Origin of the sequence: Parablastomonas sp. CN1-191 (assembly GCF_049354825.1) — a bacterium.
Classification (GTDB): domain Bacteria; phylum Pseudomonadota; class Alphaproteobacteria; order Sphingomonadales; family Sphingomonadaceae; genus Novosphingobium.
In genome coordinates, this window is record NZ_CP186480.1 from 987,200 (window position 1) to 1,004,319 (window position 17,120).

18 protein-coding genes and 2 riboswitches are annotated in these 17,120 nt (G+C 69.4%); of the genes, 2 read left to right on the plus strand and 16 right to left on the minus strand.

The genetic code is table 11. From position 1 onward, the window contains the following. Positions 1-71 precede the first annotated feature (71 nt). Positions 72-1,268 (plus strand): hypothetical protein, encoded by a 1,197-nt coding sequence (locus tag ACOYW6_RS04945; RefSeq protein WP_423142698.1) that lies wholly within the window; start codon positions 72-74, stop codon positions 1,266-1,268. Here ACOYW6_RS04945 and ACOYW6_RS04950 read toward each other — a convergent pair. The 15 genes from ACOYW6_RS04950 to ACOYW6_RS05020 form a co-directional block, all read right to left on the minus strand. Further along, the gene (locus ACOYW6_RS04950) at positions 1,265-1,708 is read right to left on the minus strand and encodes an abscisic acid-deficient protein Aba4 family protein (RefSeq protein ID WP_423142699.1); all 444 of its coding nucleotides are present in this window, start codon (positions 1,706-1,708) and stop codon (positions 1,265-1,267) included. The genes ACOYW6_RS04945 and ACOYW6_RS04950 overlap by 4 nt on opposite strands. Then, complete coding sequence (locus ACOYW6_RS04955; protein ID WP_423142700.1) at positions 1,705-2,196, minus strand: hypothetical protein; 492 nt, start codon at positions 2,194-2,196, stop codon at positions 1,705-1,707. Before ACOYW6_RS04955 ends, ACOYW6_RS04950 begins: the two co-directional genes overlap by 4 nt. Further along, positions 2,193-3,770 (minus strand): aminomethyl-transferring glycine dehydrogenase subunit GcvPB, encoded by a 1,578-nt coding sequence (gene gcvPB / locus ACOYW6_RS04960; RefSeq protein WP_423142701.1) that lies wholly within the window; start codon positions 3,768-3,770, stop codon positions 2,193-2,195. Before gcvPB ends, ACOYW6_RS04955 begins: the two co-directional genes overlap by 4 nt. Continuing rightward, positions 3,767-5,125: an aminomethyl-transferring glycine dehydrogenase subunit GcvPA gene (gcvPA, locus tag ACOYW6_RS04965; RefSeq protein WP_423142702.1), complete on the minus strand. Its 1,359-nt coding sequence runs from the start codon at positions 5,123-5,125 to the stop codon at positions 3,767-3,769. The genes gcvPB and gcvPA overlap by 4 nt, the downstream gene beginning before the upstream one ends. Positions 5,126-5,150: 25 nt before the next feature. Next, positions 5,151-5,522, minus strand: coding sequence for a glycine cleavage system protein GcvH (gene gcvH, locus ACOYW6_RS04970; protein WP_423142703.1), 372 nt, complete (start codon positions 5,520-5,522; stop codon positions 5,151-5,153). A 3-nt stretch (positions 5,523-5,525) separates the two neighbouring features. Next, positions 5,526-6,698, minus strand: coding sequence for a glycine cleavage system aminomethyltransferase GcvT (gene gcvT, locus ACOYW6_RS04975; RefSeq protein ID WP_423142704.1), 1,173 nt, complete (start codon positions 6,696-6,698; stop codon positions 5,526-5,528). Positions 6,699-6,726: 28 nt separating this feature from the next. Further along, positions 6,727-6,850: riboswitch (glycine riboswitch) on the minus strand. After that, positions 6,851-6,954: riboswitch (glycine riboswitch) on the minus strand. 34 nt (positions 6,955-6,988) lie between these two features. Beyond that, positions 6,989-7,678: an NAD(P)H-binding protein gene (locus ACOYW6_RS04980; protein WP_423142705.1), complete on the minus strand. Its 690-nt coding sequence runs from the start codon at positions 7,676-7,678 to the stop codon at positions 6,989-6,991. Positions 7,679-7,686: 8 nt separating this feature from the next. Beyond that, positions 7,687-8,862: a deoxyguanosinetriphosphate triphosphohydrolase gene (locus ACOYW6_RS04985; protein WP_423142706.1), complete on the minus strand. Its 1,176-nt coding sequence runs from the start codon at positions 8,860-8,862 to the stop codon at positions 7,687-7,689. Positions 8,863-8,865: 3 nt separating this feature from the next. After that, entirely contained in the window at positions 8,866-9,573 is a 708-nt protein-coding gene (locus tag ACOYW6_RS04990; protein WP_423142707.1) for an aspartate/glutamate racemase family protein, read from the minus strand. A gap of 58 nt (positions 9,574-9,631) precedes the next feature. Continuing rightward, entirely contained in the window at positions 9,632-10,489 is an 858-nt protein-coding gene (locus ACOYW6_RS04995; RefSeq protein ID WP_423142708.1) for a hypothetical protein, read from the minus strand. 43 nt (positions 10,490-10,532) lie between these two features. Continuing rightward, entirely contained in the window at positions 10,533-11,981 is a 1,449-nt protein-coding gene (locus tag ACOYW6_RS05000) for an NAD(P)(+) transhydrogenase (Re/Si-specific) subunit beta (protein WP_423142709.1), read from the minus strand. Further along, on the minus strand, positions 11,981-12,289 hold the full coding sequence (locus ACOYW6_RS05005) for an NAD(P) transhydrogenase subunit alpha (RefSeq protein WP_423143066.1): 309 nt from the start codon (positions 12,287-12,289) through the stop codon (positions 11,981-11,983). The genes ACOYW6_RS05000 and ACOYW6_RS05005 overlap by 1 nt, the downstream gene beginning before the upstream one ends. A gap of 167 nt (positions 12,290-12,456) precedes the next feature. Continuing rightward, complete coding sequence (locus ACOYW6_RS05010; RefSeq protein ID WP_423142710.1) at positions 12,457-13,104, minus strand: fasciclin domain-containing protein; 648 nt, start codon at positions 13,102-13,104, stop codon at positions 12,457-12,459. Between the two features lie 113 nt (positions 13,105-13,217). After that, a complete protein-coding gene (locus ACOYW6_RS05015; RefSeq protein WP_423142711.1) occupies positions 13,218-14,336 on the minus strand; it encodes an NAD(P) transhydrogenase subunit alpha in 1,119 nt (372 codons plus the stop codon). A 5-nt stretch (positions 14,337-14,341) separates the two neighbouring features. After that, the gene (locus ACOYW6_RS05020) at positions 14,342-14,461 is read right to left on the minus strand and encodes an aa3-type cytochrome c oxidase subunit IV (protein WP_423142712.1); all 120 of its coding nucleotides are present in this window, start codon (positions 14,459-14,461) and stop codon (positions 14,342-14,344) included. A 150-nt stretch (positions 14,462-14,611) separates the two neighbouring features. On the opposite strand from ACOYW6_RS05020, the gene ACOYW6_RS05025 reads away from it, so the two are divergent. Then, entirely contained in the window at positions 14,612-16,030 is a 1,419-nt protein-coding gene (locus tag ACOYW6_RS05025) for a sigma-54-dependent transcriptional regulator (RefSeq protein ID WP_423142713.1), read from the plus strand. Here the strand turns inward: ACOYW6_RS05025 and folP are convergent. Further along, positions 16,027-17,115 (minus strand): dihydropteroate synthase, encoded by a 1,089-nt coding sequence (gene folP, locus ACOYW6_RS05030; RefSeq protein ID WP_423142714.1) that lies wholly within the window; start codon positions 17,113-17,115, stop codon positions 16,027-16,029. The genes ACOYW6_RS05025 and folP overlap by 4 nt on opposite strands. Between the last annotated feature and the right edge of the window lie 5 nt (positions 17,116-17,120).

The window sequence follows — 17,120 nt, forward strand, 5'->3', positions numbered from 1 at the left end:
TTTGCCGGGCCGCCTACCGCCTTCGTCGAAAAGCGCGCCGGAACCACCGCCGACGTGGTAGGCGAAGCGGCATGAAACGGGTCCTCTTGTCGGCTGCCGCCTTGGCGGCCATTTTTACGTCTCCGGCGCCTGCACAAGAGGTTCAACCTCAACCATCGCCAGCGCAGACCATCGTGGTCCAGGGGCGTTCGCTCAAAGACACCGAAGCCGCCCTGCAAGCGTGCGTTGCGCGCAAGTGCCCGCCCGACCAGGACGTTCGCGCCAGCCTTGCCCATGCCGAGAACCAGTTTATCAGCGGCCGCTACGACGACGCGCGGCGAACGCTGAAGGCATCGCTGGGGCGCAACCGTAGTCATGCCAGGGCCTTTCCCGTAGAAGTCTCCGACCTGATGCGGGCCAATGGCCGCATTGCCGAGCATCTTGGCGAAGCGAAAGATTTCCAGCTTTCCACGCTCGACATGCGCGACACGCTGAAGGCGGCGTTCGGGGCCGACGATTTCCGCACCCTCGTCGCGCAGGTCGAGGTCGGCGACAGCCGCGCCAAGCTGGGCTTCCCGGACGAGGCCGAGCGCATTTTCCGCGACGTCGAAGCCCGCGCCCTGGCGGCGGGACAGAACCGCGTCGCCACGCTGGCAAGCCTGCGCCAAGTCCTCCTCGACCAGGTCCGCTACGAGGATGGCCACGCCGACTACTGGCGCGCGCGTATCGACGCGCGGCTGGGCCGCATCGTCGACCATCCGCTCAAGGGGGCGGAGGATTTCGCCATGGTCGGCGAGGTCATGCGCGCGCGCTATGACCGTTCGGGCGGCAAGGCCGGCAGTACGCAGGCGCTCGTGGCGCGGTTCCTGGCCCGTGGCGGCGCCAACCGGCCGATCCTGCTGCATAGCGAGCCACTCAACAACAACGATCGGCCAAGCGGCGACGATGCCAATATCCTTGCCCGCCTGGCCGCACCCGACATCCGCAACACCTGGGCCGACATCGGCTTCTGGATCGAGGCCGACGGCCGCGTCGGCGACCTGGAGGTGCTGCGCAGTTCGGGCGACAAGGGCTGGCTGGCGCCGGTGGCGAAGAACATCCGCAGCCGCATCTACGCCCCGCTGCGCAAGGACGGCGACGCCGCCCCGGGCTTCTACATGGTCGAGCGTTATACCCTGACCGCGCGCTTCAGTGAGAACGAGACCGGCACGCACTTGCGCCGGCGCGAGCCGATCCCACGGATCGAGCGGATCGACCTGACGCCCGATCCGGCGCCGCCGACAGGTTAGCGCCGGCGCGGCGCCCCGGCGCGGGCCCGGCGTTCGCGCACCGCCAGCCAGGCCAGCAGGCCGAGCGGAGCGGCGACGAACGTCAGCACGAGCACCGGCGCCTGGACCAGGCGCGAAAAGCTCTTGTTGTCGGCATCGCGGGCGATCCACAGCCCGGTGAAGAGGTCGAGCGCAAGGTAATGCGTCCAGCCCAGCACCATCACCGGTGGGGACGCGAACGCGGCGGCCAGCCCCTCGGGCGTAAAGCCGGGCATGCCACCCCCGCCCGTTGCCGGGTGCGACAGCAGCCAGGCGCCGATGGCAAGGTAGGCCAGGCACAGCAGCCCGACGCCAAGATACATCACGGCCGAAAGCACCGCCGGCCGGCGCGGCGCCAGCACCAGCACCAGCCAGGCGATCAGCGCGGCTGCGTTGGTGATCGCGAACGCGGCGTGCGTCACGCCGCCGCGACCTTGCGAACCCGCAGCCACAGCCACAGCTGGGTCGCGATGACGAGTCCGAAAGCGAAGCCGAGCAGCCCGTCGGTCAGCAGCGAAACGGTGTGCCCGCCAGGAGCGCCGACCTGGGACGGGCCGACCAGCCGCCGCGCAATCATCACCCCGCCGAGCAGGATCAGCCCGGCCGGCGTCTGATGGATGAGTATCCTGCCGCTATCGGCGTCGCGCTCCACCCGCATGACGTGCGCGCGCGCCACCCCCAGCGCGCCGCCGATCGAAATCCCGGCGGCGAACAGCGCCCAGCCCAGCGCGCTGGGCGGCTGCGAGACGAAGACGAAGGCGATCACCGCCACCAGCAGCACGCAAACGATCGCGGCGCGCACCGGATTGAGCGGACGGCCGCGGCTCATCCGCCTGATCCGGACCGCGAAGGCGGCCGCGATGACCACCAGCGGCAACAGCATCTGCCACAAGGGCTGGCCGCCGTTCACGCCGCGGCGTCACCGCGCCAGGTCAGCACCGGCTTGCGCGCCGCCTGCGTCTCGTCGAGGCGGCGGCGGGGGGCGAAATGCGGTGCGGTCTTGAGCGTCTGGTCGCCGGCCCTGGCCCGCTGCGCCAGGCTCCGCAGCGATCCGATCAGCCGGTCCAGCCCGGCCTTGCTCTCGGTCTCGGTCGGCTCGACCAGCATCGCGCCGTGGACCACCAGCGGGAAATAGACCGTCATCGGGTGGAATCCTTCGTCGATCAGGCCCTTGGCGATGTCGAGCGTGGTCATCCCGTCGCCCAGGTCGTCGTCGCTGAACAGCGCCTCGTGCATGCACGGGCCGGCAGCGGCGAATGGCGCGTCGAGTACGTCCTCAAGGCTGCGCAGCACGTAGTTGGCGTTCAGCACTGCATCCTCGGCAACCTGGCGCAGGCCGTCGGCGCCGTGGCTGAGGATGTAGGTCAGGGCGCGGGTGAACATGCCCATCTGGCCGTGGAACGCCGCCATCCGGCCGAAGGTGTCGGGATGCCGCTCGGGCGCGGTCTCTTCCTCGACCAGCGTCAGGTGGCCGTCCTCGTACAGCTCGGTAAACGGGATTGGCCCGAACGGACACAGCGCTTCGGACAGCACGACCGGGCCCGAACCCGGTCCGCCGCCGCCGTGCGGGGTCGAAAAGGTCTTGTGCAGGTTGATGTGCATCGCGTCGATGCCAAGGTCGCCGGGGCGCACCTTTCCGACGATCGCGTTGAAGTTGGCGCCGTCGCAATAGACCAGCCCGCCGGCGGCATGGACCGCGTCGGAAATGGTCTTCATGTCGCGTTCGAACAGCCCGCAGGTGTTGGGGTTGGTGATCATCACCCCGGCGACGTCCGGGCCCAGGCGGGCCTTGAGCGCCGCCAGGTCGACGCGGCCATCGGCGGTGGCGGGAATGTTCTCGACCCGGTAGCCGGCAAAGGCGGCGGTGGCGGGATTGGTGCCGTGCGCGCTTTCCGGGACCAGGATGACCTCGCGCGCGTCGCCGCGCGCTTCCAGTGCGGCGCGGATGCACAGCAGCCCGCACAGTTCGCCGTGCGCGCCCGCCTTGGGGCTCATGGCGACGCCGCGCATGCCGGTCAGCGTTATCAGCCAGTGCGCCAGCTCGTTGATGGCCCGCAGCGCGCCCTGCACGGTCGAAACCGGCTGGAGCGGGTGGATGTCGACGAAGCCGGGCAGCCGCGCCATCTTCTCGTTAAGGCGCGGGTTGTGCTTCATCGTGCAGGAGCCGAGCGGGAACGGCCCCAGGTCGATGGCGTAGTTCTGGCGGCTGAGGCGCGTGTAATGGCGCACGGTTTCGGGCTCGGACAGGCCGGGCAGCGCCAGCGGGGCGGCGCGGCGATGCTTCGCCAGGCCGGGCAGGACCTCGCCGGCGATATCCTCGAAATCGACGCCGGTGCCGCCGGGGGCGGCCAGTTCGAAGATCAGCGGCTCTTCGAGCATCAGGCCGCGGTCGCCGCTGGCGGTGTCGCGCGGCGCGTCTTCGTGGGCGGGATGCTGCGCCGGGCCCATCTCGGGACGCCAGCCGGCTGCGTTCACGGCGCTCATGCCAGCACCTCCTTGAGTGCGTCCGCCAGGGCGGCGATATCCGCGTCGGTGGTGAGTTCGCTGGTGGTGACCAGCAACCCGTTCGCCAGATCGCTCTCTGACGGGTAGAGCCGGCCCAGCGAAACGCCGCCAAGAACGCGGCGGTCGGCCAGTTCGCGCACGACCTCGCGCGCGTCGCGCGGCAGCACGACGGTGAATTCGTTGACGTAAGCGTCGTTGAGGACGCGCACGCCCGGGATCGCGGCCAGCGCATCGGCCGCCTGGCGCGCGCGCACGTGGCTGAGCGTTGCCATCCTGGCCAGGCCTTCGCCCCCCAGTAAGGTCATGTGAATGCTGAAGGCCAGCGCACAAAGCCCTGAATTGGTGCAGATATTGCTGGTCGCCTTCTCGCGGCGGATATGCTGTTCGCGCGTCGACAGGGTCAGCACGAAGCCGCGCTTGCCTTCGGCGTCGACGGTCTCTCCGCACAGGCGCCCCGGCATCTGGCGGACGAACTTTTCGCGGCAGCCGAACAGCCCCAGGTAAGGTCCGCCGAACTGGAGGCCGACGCCGATCGCCTGACCTTCGCCCACGACGATGTCGGCGCCGAGCTGGCCCGGCGCCTCGACCAGGCCGAGCGCGACCGGCTCGGTCACGACCGCGATTACCAGCGCGCCCCTGGCCTGCGCGGCGGCGCTGATTACAGCCAGGTCGGGCAGGCGGCCGAGGATGTCGGGATACTGGACGACGACGCACGAAGTCGCATCGTCGATCGCGGCGATCAGTCCGGCGGTGTCGCAACCGGCCTCCAGCCTGGGTGCCTTGTGGTCGATCTCGTCACCGGTAAAGCGCGCCATCGTCGCTATCGTGGCGGCATAGTGCGGGTGCAGGCCGCGGCACAGCACCGCGCGCTTGCGCTTGGTGATGCGCCCGGCCATCGCCACCGCTTCCCACGCCGCGGTCGACCCGTCGTACATCGACGCGTTGGCGATATCGGTGCCCAGCAGGCGCGCCACCTGGGTCTGGAATTCGAACAGGACCTGCAGCGTGCCCTGGGCGATCTCGGGCTGGTACGGGGTGTAGGCCGTCAGGAACTCGCCGCGCTGGATCAGGTGGTCGACACTGGCCGGTACGTGGTGGCGATAGGCCCCCGCGCCCAGGAAGAACGGCACGCTGCCCGCGCTCATGTTCTGGCCGGCCAGCGCGGTCATGTGCCGCTCCACCGCCATTTCGCTGGCGTGCAGCGGCAGGCCGTGAACCGGCCCGTCAAGCCGCGCCTCGGCGGGCACGTCGGCGAACAGGGCATCGACATCGGCAGCGCCGATGACGGACAGCATCGCGGCCCGATCGGCCTCGGTCAGGGGAAGGTAGCGCACCCGCGTCTCCAGCTATCGGGGGCCCTTAAAGGCCCGCGACGTAATCCTTGTAGGCGGCCTCGTTCATCAGGCCGTCGAGCTCGGCGGCGTCCGCCAGGTGGATGCGGAACAGCCAGCCGCCCGTTTCCGCATCGGTGTTGACCAGCTCGGGCTGGTCTTCCAGCGCGGCATTGGCCTCGATCACTTCGCCTGAAACCGGCGCATAGACGTCGCTGGCGGCCTTGACGCTATCGACCACGCAGGGCGCGTCGCCCTTCTTCAGCGTGGTGCCGGCGGAAGGCAGGTCGACATAGGTGATGTCGCCGAGCTGGCCCTGCGCGTAATCGGTGATCCCGACGGTGCCGGTCTCGCCGTCGACGTCGATCCATTCGTGGTCCTGGGTGAAGTAACGGGCCATGGCTCAGGCTCCTCGGAAATAGCGGTGGGGGACGAAAGGAAGCGGCGCGACGGCCGCGACGATGTGCTTGCCGCGCTGGTCGATCATCAGCGTCGAGCAGGGATCGACCGCGTGGTCGACGTAAGCCATCGCGATCGGGCGGCCGAGCGTGGGTGAGAACCCGCCAGAAGTGACCCGGCCGACCTCGCGCCCGCCGGACAGCACCGCGGCGCCTTCGCGCGCGGCCATCCGTCCTTCGAGCAGCAAGCCGACCCGCTTGCGCTTCACGCCCTGGCTCAAGGCCTTGAGCACGGCGTCGGCGCCCAGGAAGCCGCCTTCGGCCTTGCGGCGCTTGTTGATGGCGAAGGCCAGGTCGGCCTCGACCGGGTTGGTGGCGGGGTCAAGGTCGTGGCCGTAGAGCGGCAGCCCGGCCTCGAGCCGCAGCGAATCGCGCGCGCCCAGCCCGATCGGCTTCACTTCGGGCTGCGCGGTCAGCGCATCGGCGACCTGCGCGGCCTTGTCCGCCGGGATCGAGATCTCGAAGCCGTCCTCGCCGGTATAGCCAGAGCGGGTGATCCAGGCGTCGACATCGCCGATTTTGAACGCGGCGCCCTTCATGAAGGTCAGCGCCGACAGCGGCTTGTCGCCGGTGACGACGCGGTCCAGCGCGGCGAACGCCTCCGGCCCCTGCAGCGCCAGCAGCGCGGCGTCGTCCATGTGGTTGATCTCGACCGCGTCGGGCAGGTGTTCGCGCAAGTGGGCGATGTCGTCCCACTTGGTCGCGCCGTTGACGACCAGGTAGAACCCCTCGCTCCAGCGCGTGACCATCAGGTCGTCCAGCACGCCGCCGTTCTCGTCCAGCAGCAGCGAATAGCGCGGCGCGTCTTCCTTCAGCGTTGCCAGATCGATCGGCAGCACCGCCTCGAGCGCGGCCTCGGCACCGCCCAAATCCCCCTTGGCGCCGGAGATGTAGAGCTGGCCCATGTGGCTGACGTCGAACAGGCCGGCGTGCTCGCGCGTCCACGTGTGCTCGGCCATGATGCCGCCGCCCGGCCCGTCGTACTGGACGGGCATCATGTAGCCCGCGAACGGGACCATGCGGCCGCCGTGCGCGCGGTGCCAGGCGCCCAGCGGCAGCTCCAGCGGCTCGGGGGTGACATAGTCGTCGGCAGTGTCGATTGCGTCGGTCACAGGCATAGGGCTCCGCACAGCGAAAAGGTCTGTCGGCGCCCCCTCTGTCCGGGAAACCTGAGAGCTTTCCCCCGCGGCATCCCGGCAGGGATGCGGATCACGGGGTTACCCCTTCGGCGGCCCCCACGGATGCGGGAACACTTTCCAGAGCGTCGCTATCGACCCACGCGGTCCTTTTGCCTGAGAGATTCCGGGGCGGTTGCTCCTTCGGCGCCGGGCGATCCGCTGTCACGAATCGTCCGACCTCTCCCGCGCGGTCAGCGACCGTGCGGCGATGGCTTGGGGCCGGGGCCAAGTCAATGGCGCTCGGCGTGCGGGGGGCGGGTCAACCGGCGCAGCGAATCGTATTCGTGGACGAACCGGCCGCGCGGCCGCGCCGTGACGAGCGCGACGATCGCCTGCGCCACGCCGGCGGCGCGGAACGAGCGGTACTTGCGATATTGCCCGCGCAGCAGCAGGTCCGCCAGGGGCGCCAGCACTTGCGCGGCACGCTCCGCCGGGCGGCGCTCGGCGCGGCGGGCGCGCAGCAGGCCGGGGCGGATGATGTCGAGGCGATCGAACCGCAGCTTGCCGAGCTTGTCCTCGACCTCGCCCTTGACCCGCAGGTAGAACGTCCGCGCGCCGATCCCCGCCCCGACCGAGGAGACGGCCACGAACTGGCGAACGCCGGCGGCTTTCGCGGCCTGGGCGACGGCCAGCACCAGGTCGCTGTCGACCGCGCGAAAGGCGGCCTCGTCCTTGCCGGCCTTGGCCCAGGTGGTGCCCAGCGCGCAGACCACCGCGTCGGCGCCGCTGGCGGCGATGGCCTCGCCCCAGTGTTCGGTGTCCGCCACCAGCACTTCCATCCGCGCGCCCGGCGGCAGCGGCACTTCGCGGCGGGCGATCGCGACCAGGCGAATATCGGCGCGCCCGACGCAGGCGGCGATCAGCGCCTGCCCGACGACGCCGGTCGCGCCCACCAGCGCGACGCGGATCGGCTCAGGCACGAGCAGGCTCAGACATTGCGCAGCCCCGGCGGGGTCTTGCCGTAGATCGCGTGGTGCGCGGCGATGGCGAACCGGTCGGTCATGCCGGCGATGTAGTCGGCGATGTGGCGGCTGCGCGCGGGTTCGTGTGCGGGCAGGCGCGCGACCCAGCCGTCCTCCATCAGCGTCGGCTCCTGCGCATAGGCGGCGTAAAGCTCGGCGGTCAGCGCCCGCGCCTTCAGCGCGGTGTCGAGCTGGCGCGGGTGGTGGTAGAGCTTTTCGTACATGAATGCCTTGATCGCCCGTTCCTGCGCGGCAAGCCCGGGCGAGAACGCGGCGGTGGCCCGGCCGGCGGCGCGGACGTCGTCAGCGCTGTCCATGCCGGCGGCGTTGGCACGGGCGGTGTCGATCAGGTCGTTGACCATCACCCCGATCTGGCTGCGCACCAGTTCGCGCAGGCGGCGGTCCTGCGGCGCGCCGGGAAAGCGCCGCTCGATCTCGTGCCAGCGCTCCGCCACGAAGTCGAGCGCCAGCAACTCGTCCAGGTGGAGGTAGCCGGCGCGCAGGCCGTCATCGATATCGTGATTGTCATAGGCGATATCGTCGGCCAGCGCGGCGACTTGCGCCTCCAGGCTGGGCCAGCGCGCCAGGTCCATCGGAAAGGCAGCGTCAAGTTCGCCCAGCGCCCAGTTCAGCTCTCCGTTATGGGGTGGGCCCAGCGGCCCGTTGTGCTTGGCCAGCCCCTCGAGCACTTCCCACGACAGGTTGAGACCGTCGTGCTCGCAATAGGGGCTGTCGAGCCGCATCAGCGTGCGCAGCGCCATCGCGTTGTGATCGAACCCGCCGAACTTGCCCAGCGCCGCGTTCAGCGCGTCCTCGCCGGCGTGGCCGAAGGGGGGGTGGCCGATATCGTGCGCCAGGCACAGCGCCTCGGTCAGGTCCTCGTCGAGGCCGAGCGCGCGGGCGATGACGCGGCCGATCTGCGCAACCTCGAGGCTGTGCGTCAGGCGGACGCGGTAATGATCGCCGTCAGGGGCGATGAACACCTGGGTCTTGTGACGCAGGCGGCGAAACGCGATCGAGTGGACGATGCGATCCCGATCGCGCTGGAAGGCGGTGCGCGGTCCGCGCGCGATCGCCCCTTCGAGGGGGAATTCGCGGCCGCGGCTGTGCGCCGGGTCGGAGGCGTAGGCGGCGCGGGTCAAGCCCTACTGCGCCCCCGCCGGCCGGCCCAGGATCCAGTCCGCGCCGGCTTCGGCATGAAGGCGCGCGCCGTCGTAGATCGGCAGTACGTTGGCATCGACGTCGACCACCATCTCCAGTTCGGTCGCGGCCAGCACGACCGCGTCGGCGCCGTCCTGCTCAAGATTGGTGATGATGGACTTGAGGTCGCGCTCGGCCTGGCGACTGGCCTTGCCCAGCAGCAACTCGCCGTAAATGATCTTGTCGAGCTGTTCCACGAAAGCCGCCTCGGGCGGCAGCAGCGCGATATCGCGGTCGATCAGCTTCTCGCGGTACCAGTCCTCGACCATGACGTTGCGCGTTCCCAGCAGCGCCGCGGTCCGGACCCCGTCGGCCGCCATCCTGGCGGCGACGATCTCGGCGATGTGGAGCACGGGGATCGACACCGCCTCGGCAACGCGGTCCGCCACCTTGTGCATCGAGTTGGCGCAGATCAGCAGCGCGGTCGCCCCGGCCGCTTCCAGCCGCTGCGCGCTGTCGGCCAGGACGCCGCCCGCGCGCGCCCAGTCGGCCGCCCCGGACAAGCCGACGAGCGGCGCGAAATCCAGGCTTTCGATCAGCAGCGGCGCACTCGCCGGCGCGCCCATGCTCGCCTGGACGCGGCGGTTGATGTGTTCGTAATAGGTGCGGGTCGACAGCCATGACATGCCGCCGATAAGGCCGAGTTTGCGCATCGCCGCCGCTTAGGGCGCGCCGAGCCGCCGGGCAAGGCCGCGCGGTCTCAAGACCCGGCTAGCCGATTTTCTTCCACATCAGACCGCTGATGGTGTTGCCGTCGTCGATGATCCACCATTCGACCTTGGCATGCTCATGATCGGCCAGAAAAACGCGCCAGTTGCCCTCCCGCCTGACGAAACGAACATCGGACCAATAGCCGTAGCTCTGGACAATGGCGCGCTCCTTGTCGCGCTTGCTGTCGGCGATGCGCTTGAGGTTCGCGTCCATGACAATCCGATCGGGATAGCCGGGATGCAGCCAATACGGCGCGACCGTCATGTCGAGCAGTGCCCGGCTGCGTGCGTTAGGATCGGTCACGGGCGGGGTGAAGCGGATCGAATTGAAGATGCGCCTGGAATCATCGGGCACCGGGCCGTCGTCGCCCCACGAGGAATCGAATTGATAGAACCGGTTGCCGCGCAGGACCATCATCACGCGGTGGCGCGCCGGCGTGGAAAAGTAGTCGATCGTAAACTGGTACACGTATTCGTAGGCGGGCAGGCCCTGGAACGTGCCGGACGAACTGGAGACCAGCTTGTAGTCGCGCAGGCCCTTGGCCCCGCCTGCCAGCATCGCGAACAGCCCCTTGGGGTCGGCGACCGTACTGTCGCCGAAATCCTTTACCGAAACCGTGAAGTCGCTGCACCGCCCGGCGATCGCGCCGCCGGGCCGCGATCGTTCGTTCATGGAAATGGACAGAAAGCCCTCTCGGTCGATCCAATAGTCGCGCCAGGTATCGGCGGACGTGAGGACGCTCAGGCCGAGGTCGGGCGCGTCGACCGTCTGCCAGGCCGGGCCGTAGCAAGCCGCGCGTGCCTCTGCCGGCGCGGTGAACAGCACCGCTGCCGCGATCAATGTGACGAGCCCCCTCATCCGTCCCCCCTAGCTTGCGGGCGCCGCTTGCCAGCATTGTCTGCTAGTGCGCGAGCGCCTTGTTGATATCCTCGACCATCTTCTTCGCGTCGGCCAGCAGCATCGTGGTCTGCGGCATGTAGAACACGTCGTTGTCGACGCCGGCGTAGCCCACCCCGCCCATGCTGCGCTTGATGAAGAAGACCTGCTTGGCCTTGTCGACGTCGAACACCGGCATGCCGTAGATCGGCGACGACTTGTCGGTCTTGGCGGCCGGATTGACGACGTCGTTCGCGCCGATGATGAAAGCGACGTCGGCGCTGGAGAATTCCGAGTTGATGTCCTCCAGCTCGAAGACCTCGTCGTAAGGCACGTTGGCCTCGGCCAGCAGCACGTTCATGTGGCCGGGCATACGGCCGGCGACCGGGTGGATCGCGTACTTCACCTCCACGCCCCTGGCTTTCAGCAGGTCGCCCATTTCGCGCAGCGCGTGCTGGGCCTGCGAAACCGCCATGCCGTAGCCGGGGATGATGATGACCTTTTCGGCCTCGCCCAGCATGTAGGCGGCGTCCTCGGCGCTGCCGCGCTTCCACGGCCGCTGTTCGCGCGCCTCGCCGCCGCCAGCGCTGGCCTCGGCGCCGAAGCCGCCGGCGATAACCGAGATGAAGCTGCGGTTCATCGCCCGGCACATGATGTAGGACAGGATCGCGCCCGACGAACCCACGAGCGCGCCGGTTACGATCATCGCGGTGTTGTGGAGGGTAAAGCCCATCGCCGCCGCCGCCCAGCCCGAGTACGAGTTGAGCATCGAGACGACGACCGGCATGTCCGCCCCGCCGATGGGGATGATCAGCAGGAAGCCGATGATGAACGACAGCACCGTGATCGCGGCGATGACCCACAGGCCCTGGTCCTGCGTAAACCATCCGACCAGCCCGAGAATGGCGACGATCGTGCCCAAGTTGATGACGTGCCGCCCCGGCAGCATGATCGGCGACCCGCTCATCTTGCCGGCGAGCTTGAGGAACGCGATCACCGAGCCCGAGAACGTGATCGCTCCGATGGCGATGCCGAGGCCCATCTCGACCCGGCTTTGCGGCTCGATCAGGCCGTCCGCGCCGGTGATTCCGAAGGCGGAAGGGTTTAGGTAGGCCGCCCAGCCTACCGCCACCGCGGCCAGACCGACGAGGCTGTGGAACGCCGCGACGAGCTGCGGCATATCGGTCATCGCGATGCGCCGCGCAATCAGCCAGCCGATGCCGCCGCCGATGGCGATGGCGACCAGGATTTCCGGCAGGCTGGCGATTTGGTGCGTGATCAACGTGGTGACCACCGCGATCGTCATCCCGATCATGCCGTAACGATTGCCGGCTCGGCTGGTCGCCGGGCTCGAGAGCCCGCGCAGCGCCAGGATGAACAGGATTCCGGCAACCAGATAGGCCAGTGCGACCCACGGGTTCGCCGCGTGCTCCGCGGCGGCGACCGGCACCGGCGGCAAGGTTGCGTCCACCATCACTTGCCGCCCTCCGTCTTGGGAGCTGGCCGTTCCTTCTTCTTGTACATCGCCAGCATCCGCGCGGTGACCGCGAAGCCGCCGAAGATGTTGATGCTGGCCATGACCACCGCCGCCAGCCCCAGCCACTTGGAGGAAGCGCTGCCCGCCGCGGCGCTGGCGATCAGCGCGCCGACGATGATGACGCTGGAGATCGCGTTGGTCACCGCCATCAGCGGCGTGTGCAGCGCCGGTGTGACCGACCAGACCACGTAGTAGCCGACGAAGCACGCCAGCACGAAGATCGACAGGATCGAGATGAAGTCCACGCGGCGGTCCCCCAAGGCAGGCGCTTTTGCCGGGGTATTGCAAGCGCCGGGCCGGGCGTCCAGCCCGCTTCGCCACTGTTCACAAGCGAAGCGCGGCACTGGAAGCGCCGGGCCGCTGGTCCGCGCGGCCCGGCGCTGCCTGCATGCCCCCGGCGCGGGGGGCCGCGTTACATCGACGGCGTCAGCACGCCGTCGACGACATGAACGACGCCGTTCGACTGCATGACGTCGGCGGTCTCGACTTTCGCCATGCTGCCGCCCTTGCCCGCGATCCTGATCGCGGTGCCGTCCATCGTCAGCGTCAGGTCCTCGCCTTCGACGGTCTTGAGCATGGCCTTGCCGCCGCCGGCCTGGATCTTGGCGGCCAGATCGGCCGCGGTCAGCTTGCCCGGAACGACGTGATAGGTCAGCACCTTGGTCAGCGCGGCCTTGCCGGACGGCGCCATCAGGCTGTCGACGGTGGCCTTGGGCACCTTGCCGAAGGCATCGTTGGTGGGCGCGAAGACCGTGAACGGCCCCGGACCAGCCAGGGTATCGACCAGCCCGGCCTGCTTGACCGCGCTGACCAGCGTCGAAAGGTTCGGCGCGGCCGAGGCATTGACCGGGATCGGCTTCATCGCGTCCATCGGCGCACCGCCCACCATCGGGTTGGCGGCCATCGCGCTGTCGGACGCCATCGTGTCCGACGCCATCGTATCGGTCGCCATCGTGTCGGCGGACGGGCTCGACGCCATCGGCTCGGCGGTCTTCTCGCTGGAACAGGCGGCCAGTGCCAGTGCGGCCGCACTGGCGGCCAGGAACATCGAATTGCGCATGCAAACTCTCCTGCGATGCCCCCGGACCGGCGTCCGCGGAAGGGTCATCGCGGCAAGCTACGCAGCGCGCGGGGTTGCGGCTTCACCGGGCGGCGAAAAAAGTCAGCGCGGGTTCACGCGGAGAGAAGGCGCTCGCTCACCACCTTGCCGCCCCGGGTCAGCCGGATCGCGCTGCCGATCTCGTCGTCGAGGACGGGCTTGCCCTGCTCCTTGTCCCAGAACGCGGAGAGGAAGTTGTAGAGGTTGCGCGAAAACAGCGCCGAGGCGTCGGCGGCCAGCGCCGCCGGCGTGTTGGCCCTGCCGATGATCTTGACGCCGTGCTTCTCGGTCACCCGGTCGGCGACCGAGCCCTCGACATTGCCGCCTTGCGCCACCGCCAGGTCGTAAATGACGCTGCCCGGTTTCATCGCCGCGATCTGGGCATCGGAGACCAGCCGCGGCGCGGCCCGGCCCGGTATCAGCGCGGTGGTGATGACGATGTCCTGCCTGGCGATATGGCTGGATACCAGCTCGGCCTGCGCCTTCTGGTATTCCTCGGACATCTCGGTGGCATAGCCGCCGGCGCCCTCGCCCTCGATGCCCTTGACGCTTTCCACGAAGATCGGCTTGGCGCCGAGCGACTGGATCTGCTCGCGAGTGGCGGAACGCACGTCGGTGGCGGACACTTGTGCGCCGAGGCGCCGGGCCGTCGCGATCGCCTGCAGCCCGGCGACGCCCACGCCCATCACGAAGACCTTGGCGGCGCTGACCGTTCCAGCTGCGGTCATCATCATCGGGAAGGCGCGGCCATAGGTATTCGCCGCCTCGATCACCGCCTTGTAGCCGGCCAGGTTGGACTGGCTGGAGAGGATGTCCATCGACTGCGCGCGGGTGATGCGCGGCATCCATTCCATCGCCAGCGCTTCGAAACCGGCGGCTGCATAAGCATCGACGCGCGCGCGCTGGCCGGTGGGATCGAGCCCCGCGACGATCCACGCGCCAGGGTTGGCGCCGGCCAGCCGCGCGGGCTCGGGTCCCTGCACCGCCAGCACGATGTCCGCACCCTGGGTCGCGCCGGCCGCCACGTCGGCCCCGGCGGCGGCATAGTCGGCATCGGGGATCGAGGCGCCCGCGCCCGCCCCCGGCTCTACCGCGACGGACGCGCCGAGCGCGATGAACTTCTTCACCGTCTCGGGCGTGGCGGCGACGCGCGTTTCGCCCGCGGCACCTTCCTTGAGGACCGCGATCTTCATCGCGGTCAGGAGATGATCAGGACGACGACGAGCGCGATCACCGCAAGCAGCGGGACCGTCCACTTGAGCATGCCGATGAAGCTTTCGTACGTCGCGTTCGCCGCCTTGATGTCGTTACCGGCCATGGGGTGCCCTTCCCTGATGTGCTGTTCGCCCGCCGCTCTATCGCCGGGTGCGGGCCGGCTCAAGGGGGCACGCACGCAGCAGGCTTAATCGGCTCTTTACCTCGCGGCGCTAAAAGGCGTTACGAAACCTTAGCGGAGATGCGCCTGGCGATGGCCGAGCCACGGGAACGGCTGCTGATGCTGATCGACGATGAACCGGCCCAGTGCCGTCTCATCGGCGCTCTCGCCGCGCGTGAGGGCTGGCGCACGCTGGTCGTCAGGGAGGCCGACAGCGCTCTCGCCACGCTGGCGACGCGGCAGGGCATGCAGGTAGCCGCAATTATCCTCGACCAGTGGGTTCCGGGCGAGGACGCCTGCGCGCTGATCGCGCAGCTCAAGGCGCGTCGGCCCGGCATCCCGCTGTTGATGCTGACCACCAGTGCCTCGCCGCTCCTGGCGGTCGAGGCGATGCGCGCGGGCGCCACCGACTACCTGATCAAACCGGTCGCTCCCGATCGCCTGATGACCGCGCTGCGCCACGCCACCACGCGCGAGGCGCCGCGCCACGAATTGCAGCACCTGACCGAAAAGATGCCGGCAACGGCCGATTTCGACGCCATGGTCGGCGCCGCACCGGCGTTCCGCAGCGCGCTCGCGGTTGCCGCCAAGGCGGCGCGCGGGCACATCCCGGTCCTGATCGAGGGCGAAAGCGGCACCGGCAAGGAAATGGTCATCCGCGCGATGGTGGCCGCCAGTGCCCGCGCCAAGGCGCCGTTCCGGCTCATCAACGTCGGCGCGATCCCGGCCAACTCGGTCGAATCGGTGCTGTTCGGCCACGAACGCGGTGCCTTTCCCGGCGCCTTCGATCGCTACATCGGCGCGTTCCAGCACTGCGACGGCGGCACGCTCGCGCTCGACGAGGTGGACCGGCTGCCGGCAGCCGTGCAGGACAAGCTGCTGACCGTCCTCGACAAGGGACTGATCCGCCCGATCGGCGCCGCGCATGCCTTTCACGTCGACGTGCGCGTCATCGCTGCTGCCAACCTGCCGCTGGCCGACATGGTGCGCGGCGGCCACTTCGCCGCCGATCTGCACACCGCGCTGGCGCCGGTGCTGGTCACCCTGCCGCCGCTGCGCGAACGGCCCGGCGACCTGCCGGCGCTGGCCCGCCATTTCCTGGCCCGCATCGGCGAGCAGCCGGGGCTGCGGCCGCTGGGCATCACCGACAGCGCGCTGGCGCTGCTGGGCGCGTTCGACTGGCCCGGCAACGTCCGCCAGCTTCAGGCCGTGCTGTTCCGCGCCGCGGTCTTCTGCGAAGGCGATGCGCTGACCAGCGACGATTTCCCGCATCTTTCCGACCTTCTGGGCGATGAAGCGCAGAGCCGGCCGCAGCGCCAGGAAGATGCCGGGGTCATGCTTTACACCGCGGACGGCAACCTGCGTCCCCTCGAGGATATCGAGGCCGACGTCATCCGCCTTGCCATCGGCCATTACCGCGGCCGCATGACCGAAGTCGCGCGCCGGCTCGGCATCGGGCGATCGACGCTTTACCGCAAGCTCGGCGACCTGGGGATCGACAGCGCCGCCTAGAGAACCTGGCTGAAGTCGGTCAATGCCGCGTCGCGCAGCCCGCGCCAGACGTCGCGGGCCTGGACCGTCTCGGGCACGTCGTGGACGCGCAGCAGTTGCACCCCGGCCTCCATCGCCTTCGCCGCCAGTAGCAGCGACCCGCCCAGCCGCTTGTGCGCAGGCGCCTCGTTCGACAGCGCGCCGACCATCCGCTTGCGGCTGGCGCCGACCATCAGCGGCTGGCCGAGCGCGTGGAATATCGGTAGCGCGTTGACCAGCGCCAGGTTGTCGGCGAGCGACTTGCCAAAGCCGATGCCGGGATCGAGGATGACGCGTTCCGGCGCGATGCCCGCTGCCACGGCGGCGTCGCGGCGGCCGCGCAGCCAGTCGAACACGTCGAGCACGACATCGGCATAGTGGCCGCCGCCGTGCAGGTCCTCGCCCTCGCCGGGGGCGTGCATCAGGATGACCGGCGCGCCGCTGGCCGCGGCGAATTCCAGGCTGCGCGGATCGTGGCGCAGCGCCGAGACATCGTTGATGACGTGCGCACCGGCAGCCAGCGCGGCCTCCATCACCGCGGGCCGCCGGGTGTCGACGCTGACCGCAGCGCCCATCGCGCCAAGCCGCTCGATCGCCGGGATCACCCGCTTCAATTCGTCGCCCTCCCACACCGCGGCGGCGCCGGGACGGGTCGATTCGCCGCCGACGTCGATCATCGCGGCGCCCGCTTCCACCATCGCGGCAGCGTGGGCATGGGCGATCTCGGGATCGTCCATGAACTGGCCGCCGTCTGAGAAGCTGTCGGGCGTGACGTTGAGAATGCCGACCACTTGCGGCTGATCGAGCCGGAGCGTGCGCGTCCCCAGCTGCAGGGCCGCGTGCGGGTGCTGCATCCCCTCGAACTGGGCCAGGACCGCCGGTGCCAGGCTGCCGCCGCGCAGATCGCGCACCGAGACGCGCTCGCGCCCGACCACGCGGCCGCCCTCGCGGCTGACGACGGCGAAGCGGCTGGCGTAGACCAGCCCGCCGCCCAGGCGGACGGCGTCGCCGTCCTCGCTCTGCGGATTGGCGGCGAGCGACAACGGGATGAGGTAGTGCTGGATCATGGTCT

What these genes read in the sequence shown, in the direction of transcription:
- ACOYW6_RS04945 (WP_423142698.1), top strand. Translation starts at nt 72, where the DNA reads ATGAAACGGGTCCTCTTGTCGGCTGCCGCCTTGGCGGCCATTTTTACG.
- gcvPB (WP_423142701.1), bottom strand. Translation starts at nt 3,770, where the DNA reads ATGAGCGCCGTGAACGCAGCCGGCTGGCGTCCCGAGATGGGCCCGGCG.
- gcvH (WP_423142703.1), bottom strand. Translation starts at nt 5,522, where the DNA reads ATGGCCCGTTACTTCACCCAGGACCACGAATGGATCGACGTCGACGGC.
- gcvT (WP_423142704.1), bottom strand. Translation starts at nt 6,698, where the DNA reads ATGCCTGTGACCGACGCAATCGACACTGCCGACGACTATGTCACCCCC.
- ACOYW6_RS04990 (WP_423142707.1), bottom strand. Translation starts at nt 9,573, where the DNA reads ATGCGCAAACTCGGCCTTATCGGCGGCATGTCATGGCTGTCGACCCGC.
- ACOYW6_RS04995 (WP_423142708.1), bottom strand. Translation starts at nt 10,489, where the DNA reads ATGAGGGGGCTCGTCACATTGATCGCGGCAGCGGTGCTGTTCACCGCG.
- ACOYW6_RS05000 (WP_423142709.1), bottom strand. Translation starts at nt 11,981, where the DNA reads ATGGTGGACGCAACCTTGCCGCCGGTGCCGGTCGCCGCCGCGGAGCAC.
- ACOYW6_RS05010 (WP_423142710.1), bottom strand. Translation starts at nt 13,104, where the DNA reads ATGCGCAATTCGATGTTCCTGGCCGCCAGTGCGGCCGCACTGGCACTG.
- ACOYW6_RS05015 (WP_423142711.1), bottom strand. Translation starts at nt 14,336, where the DNA reads ATGAAGATCGCGGTCCTCAAGGAAGGTGCCGCGGGCGAAACGCGCGTC.
- ACOYW6_RS05020 (WP_423142712.1), bottom strand. Translation starts at nt 14,461, where the DNA reads ATGGCCGGTAACGACATCAAGGCGGCGAACGCGACGTACGAAAGCTTC.
- ACOYW6_RS05025 (WP_423142713.1), top strand. Translation starts at nt 14,612, where the DNA reads ATGGCCGAGCCACGGGAACGGCTGCTGATGCTGATCGACGATGAACCG.
- folP (WP_423142714.1), bottom strand. Translation starts at nt 17,115, where the DNA reads ATGATCCAGCACTACCTCATCCCGTTGTCGCTCGCCGCCAATCCGCAG.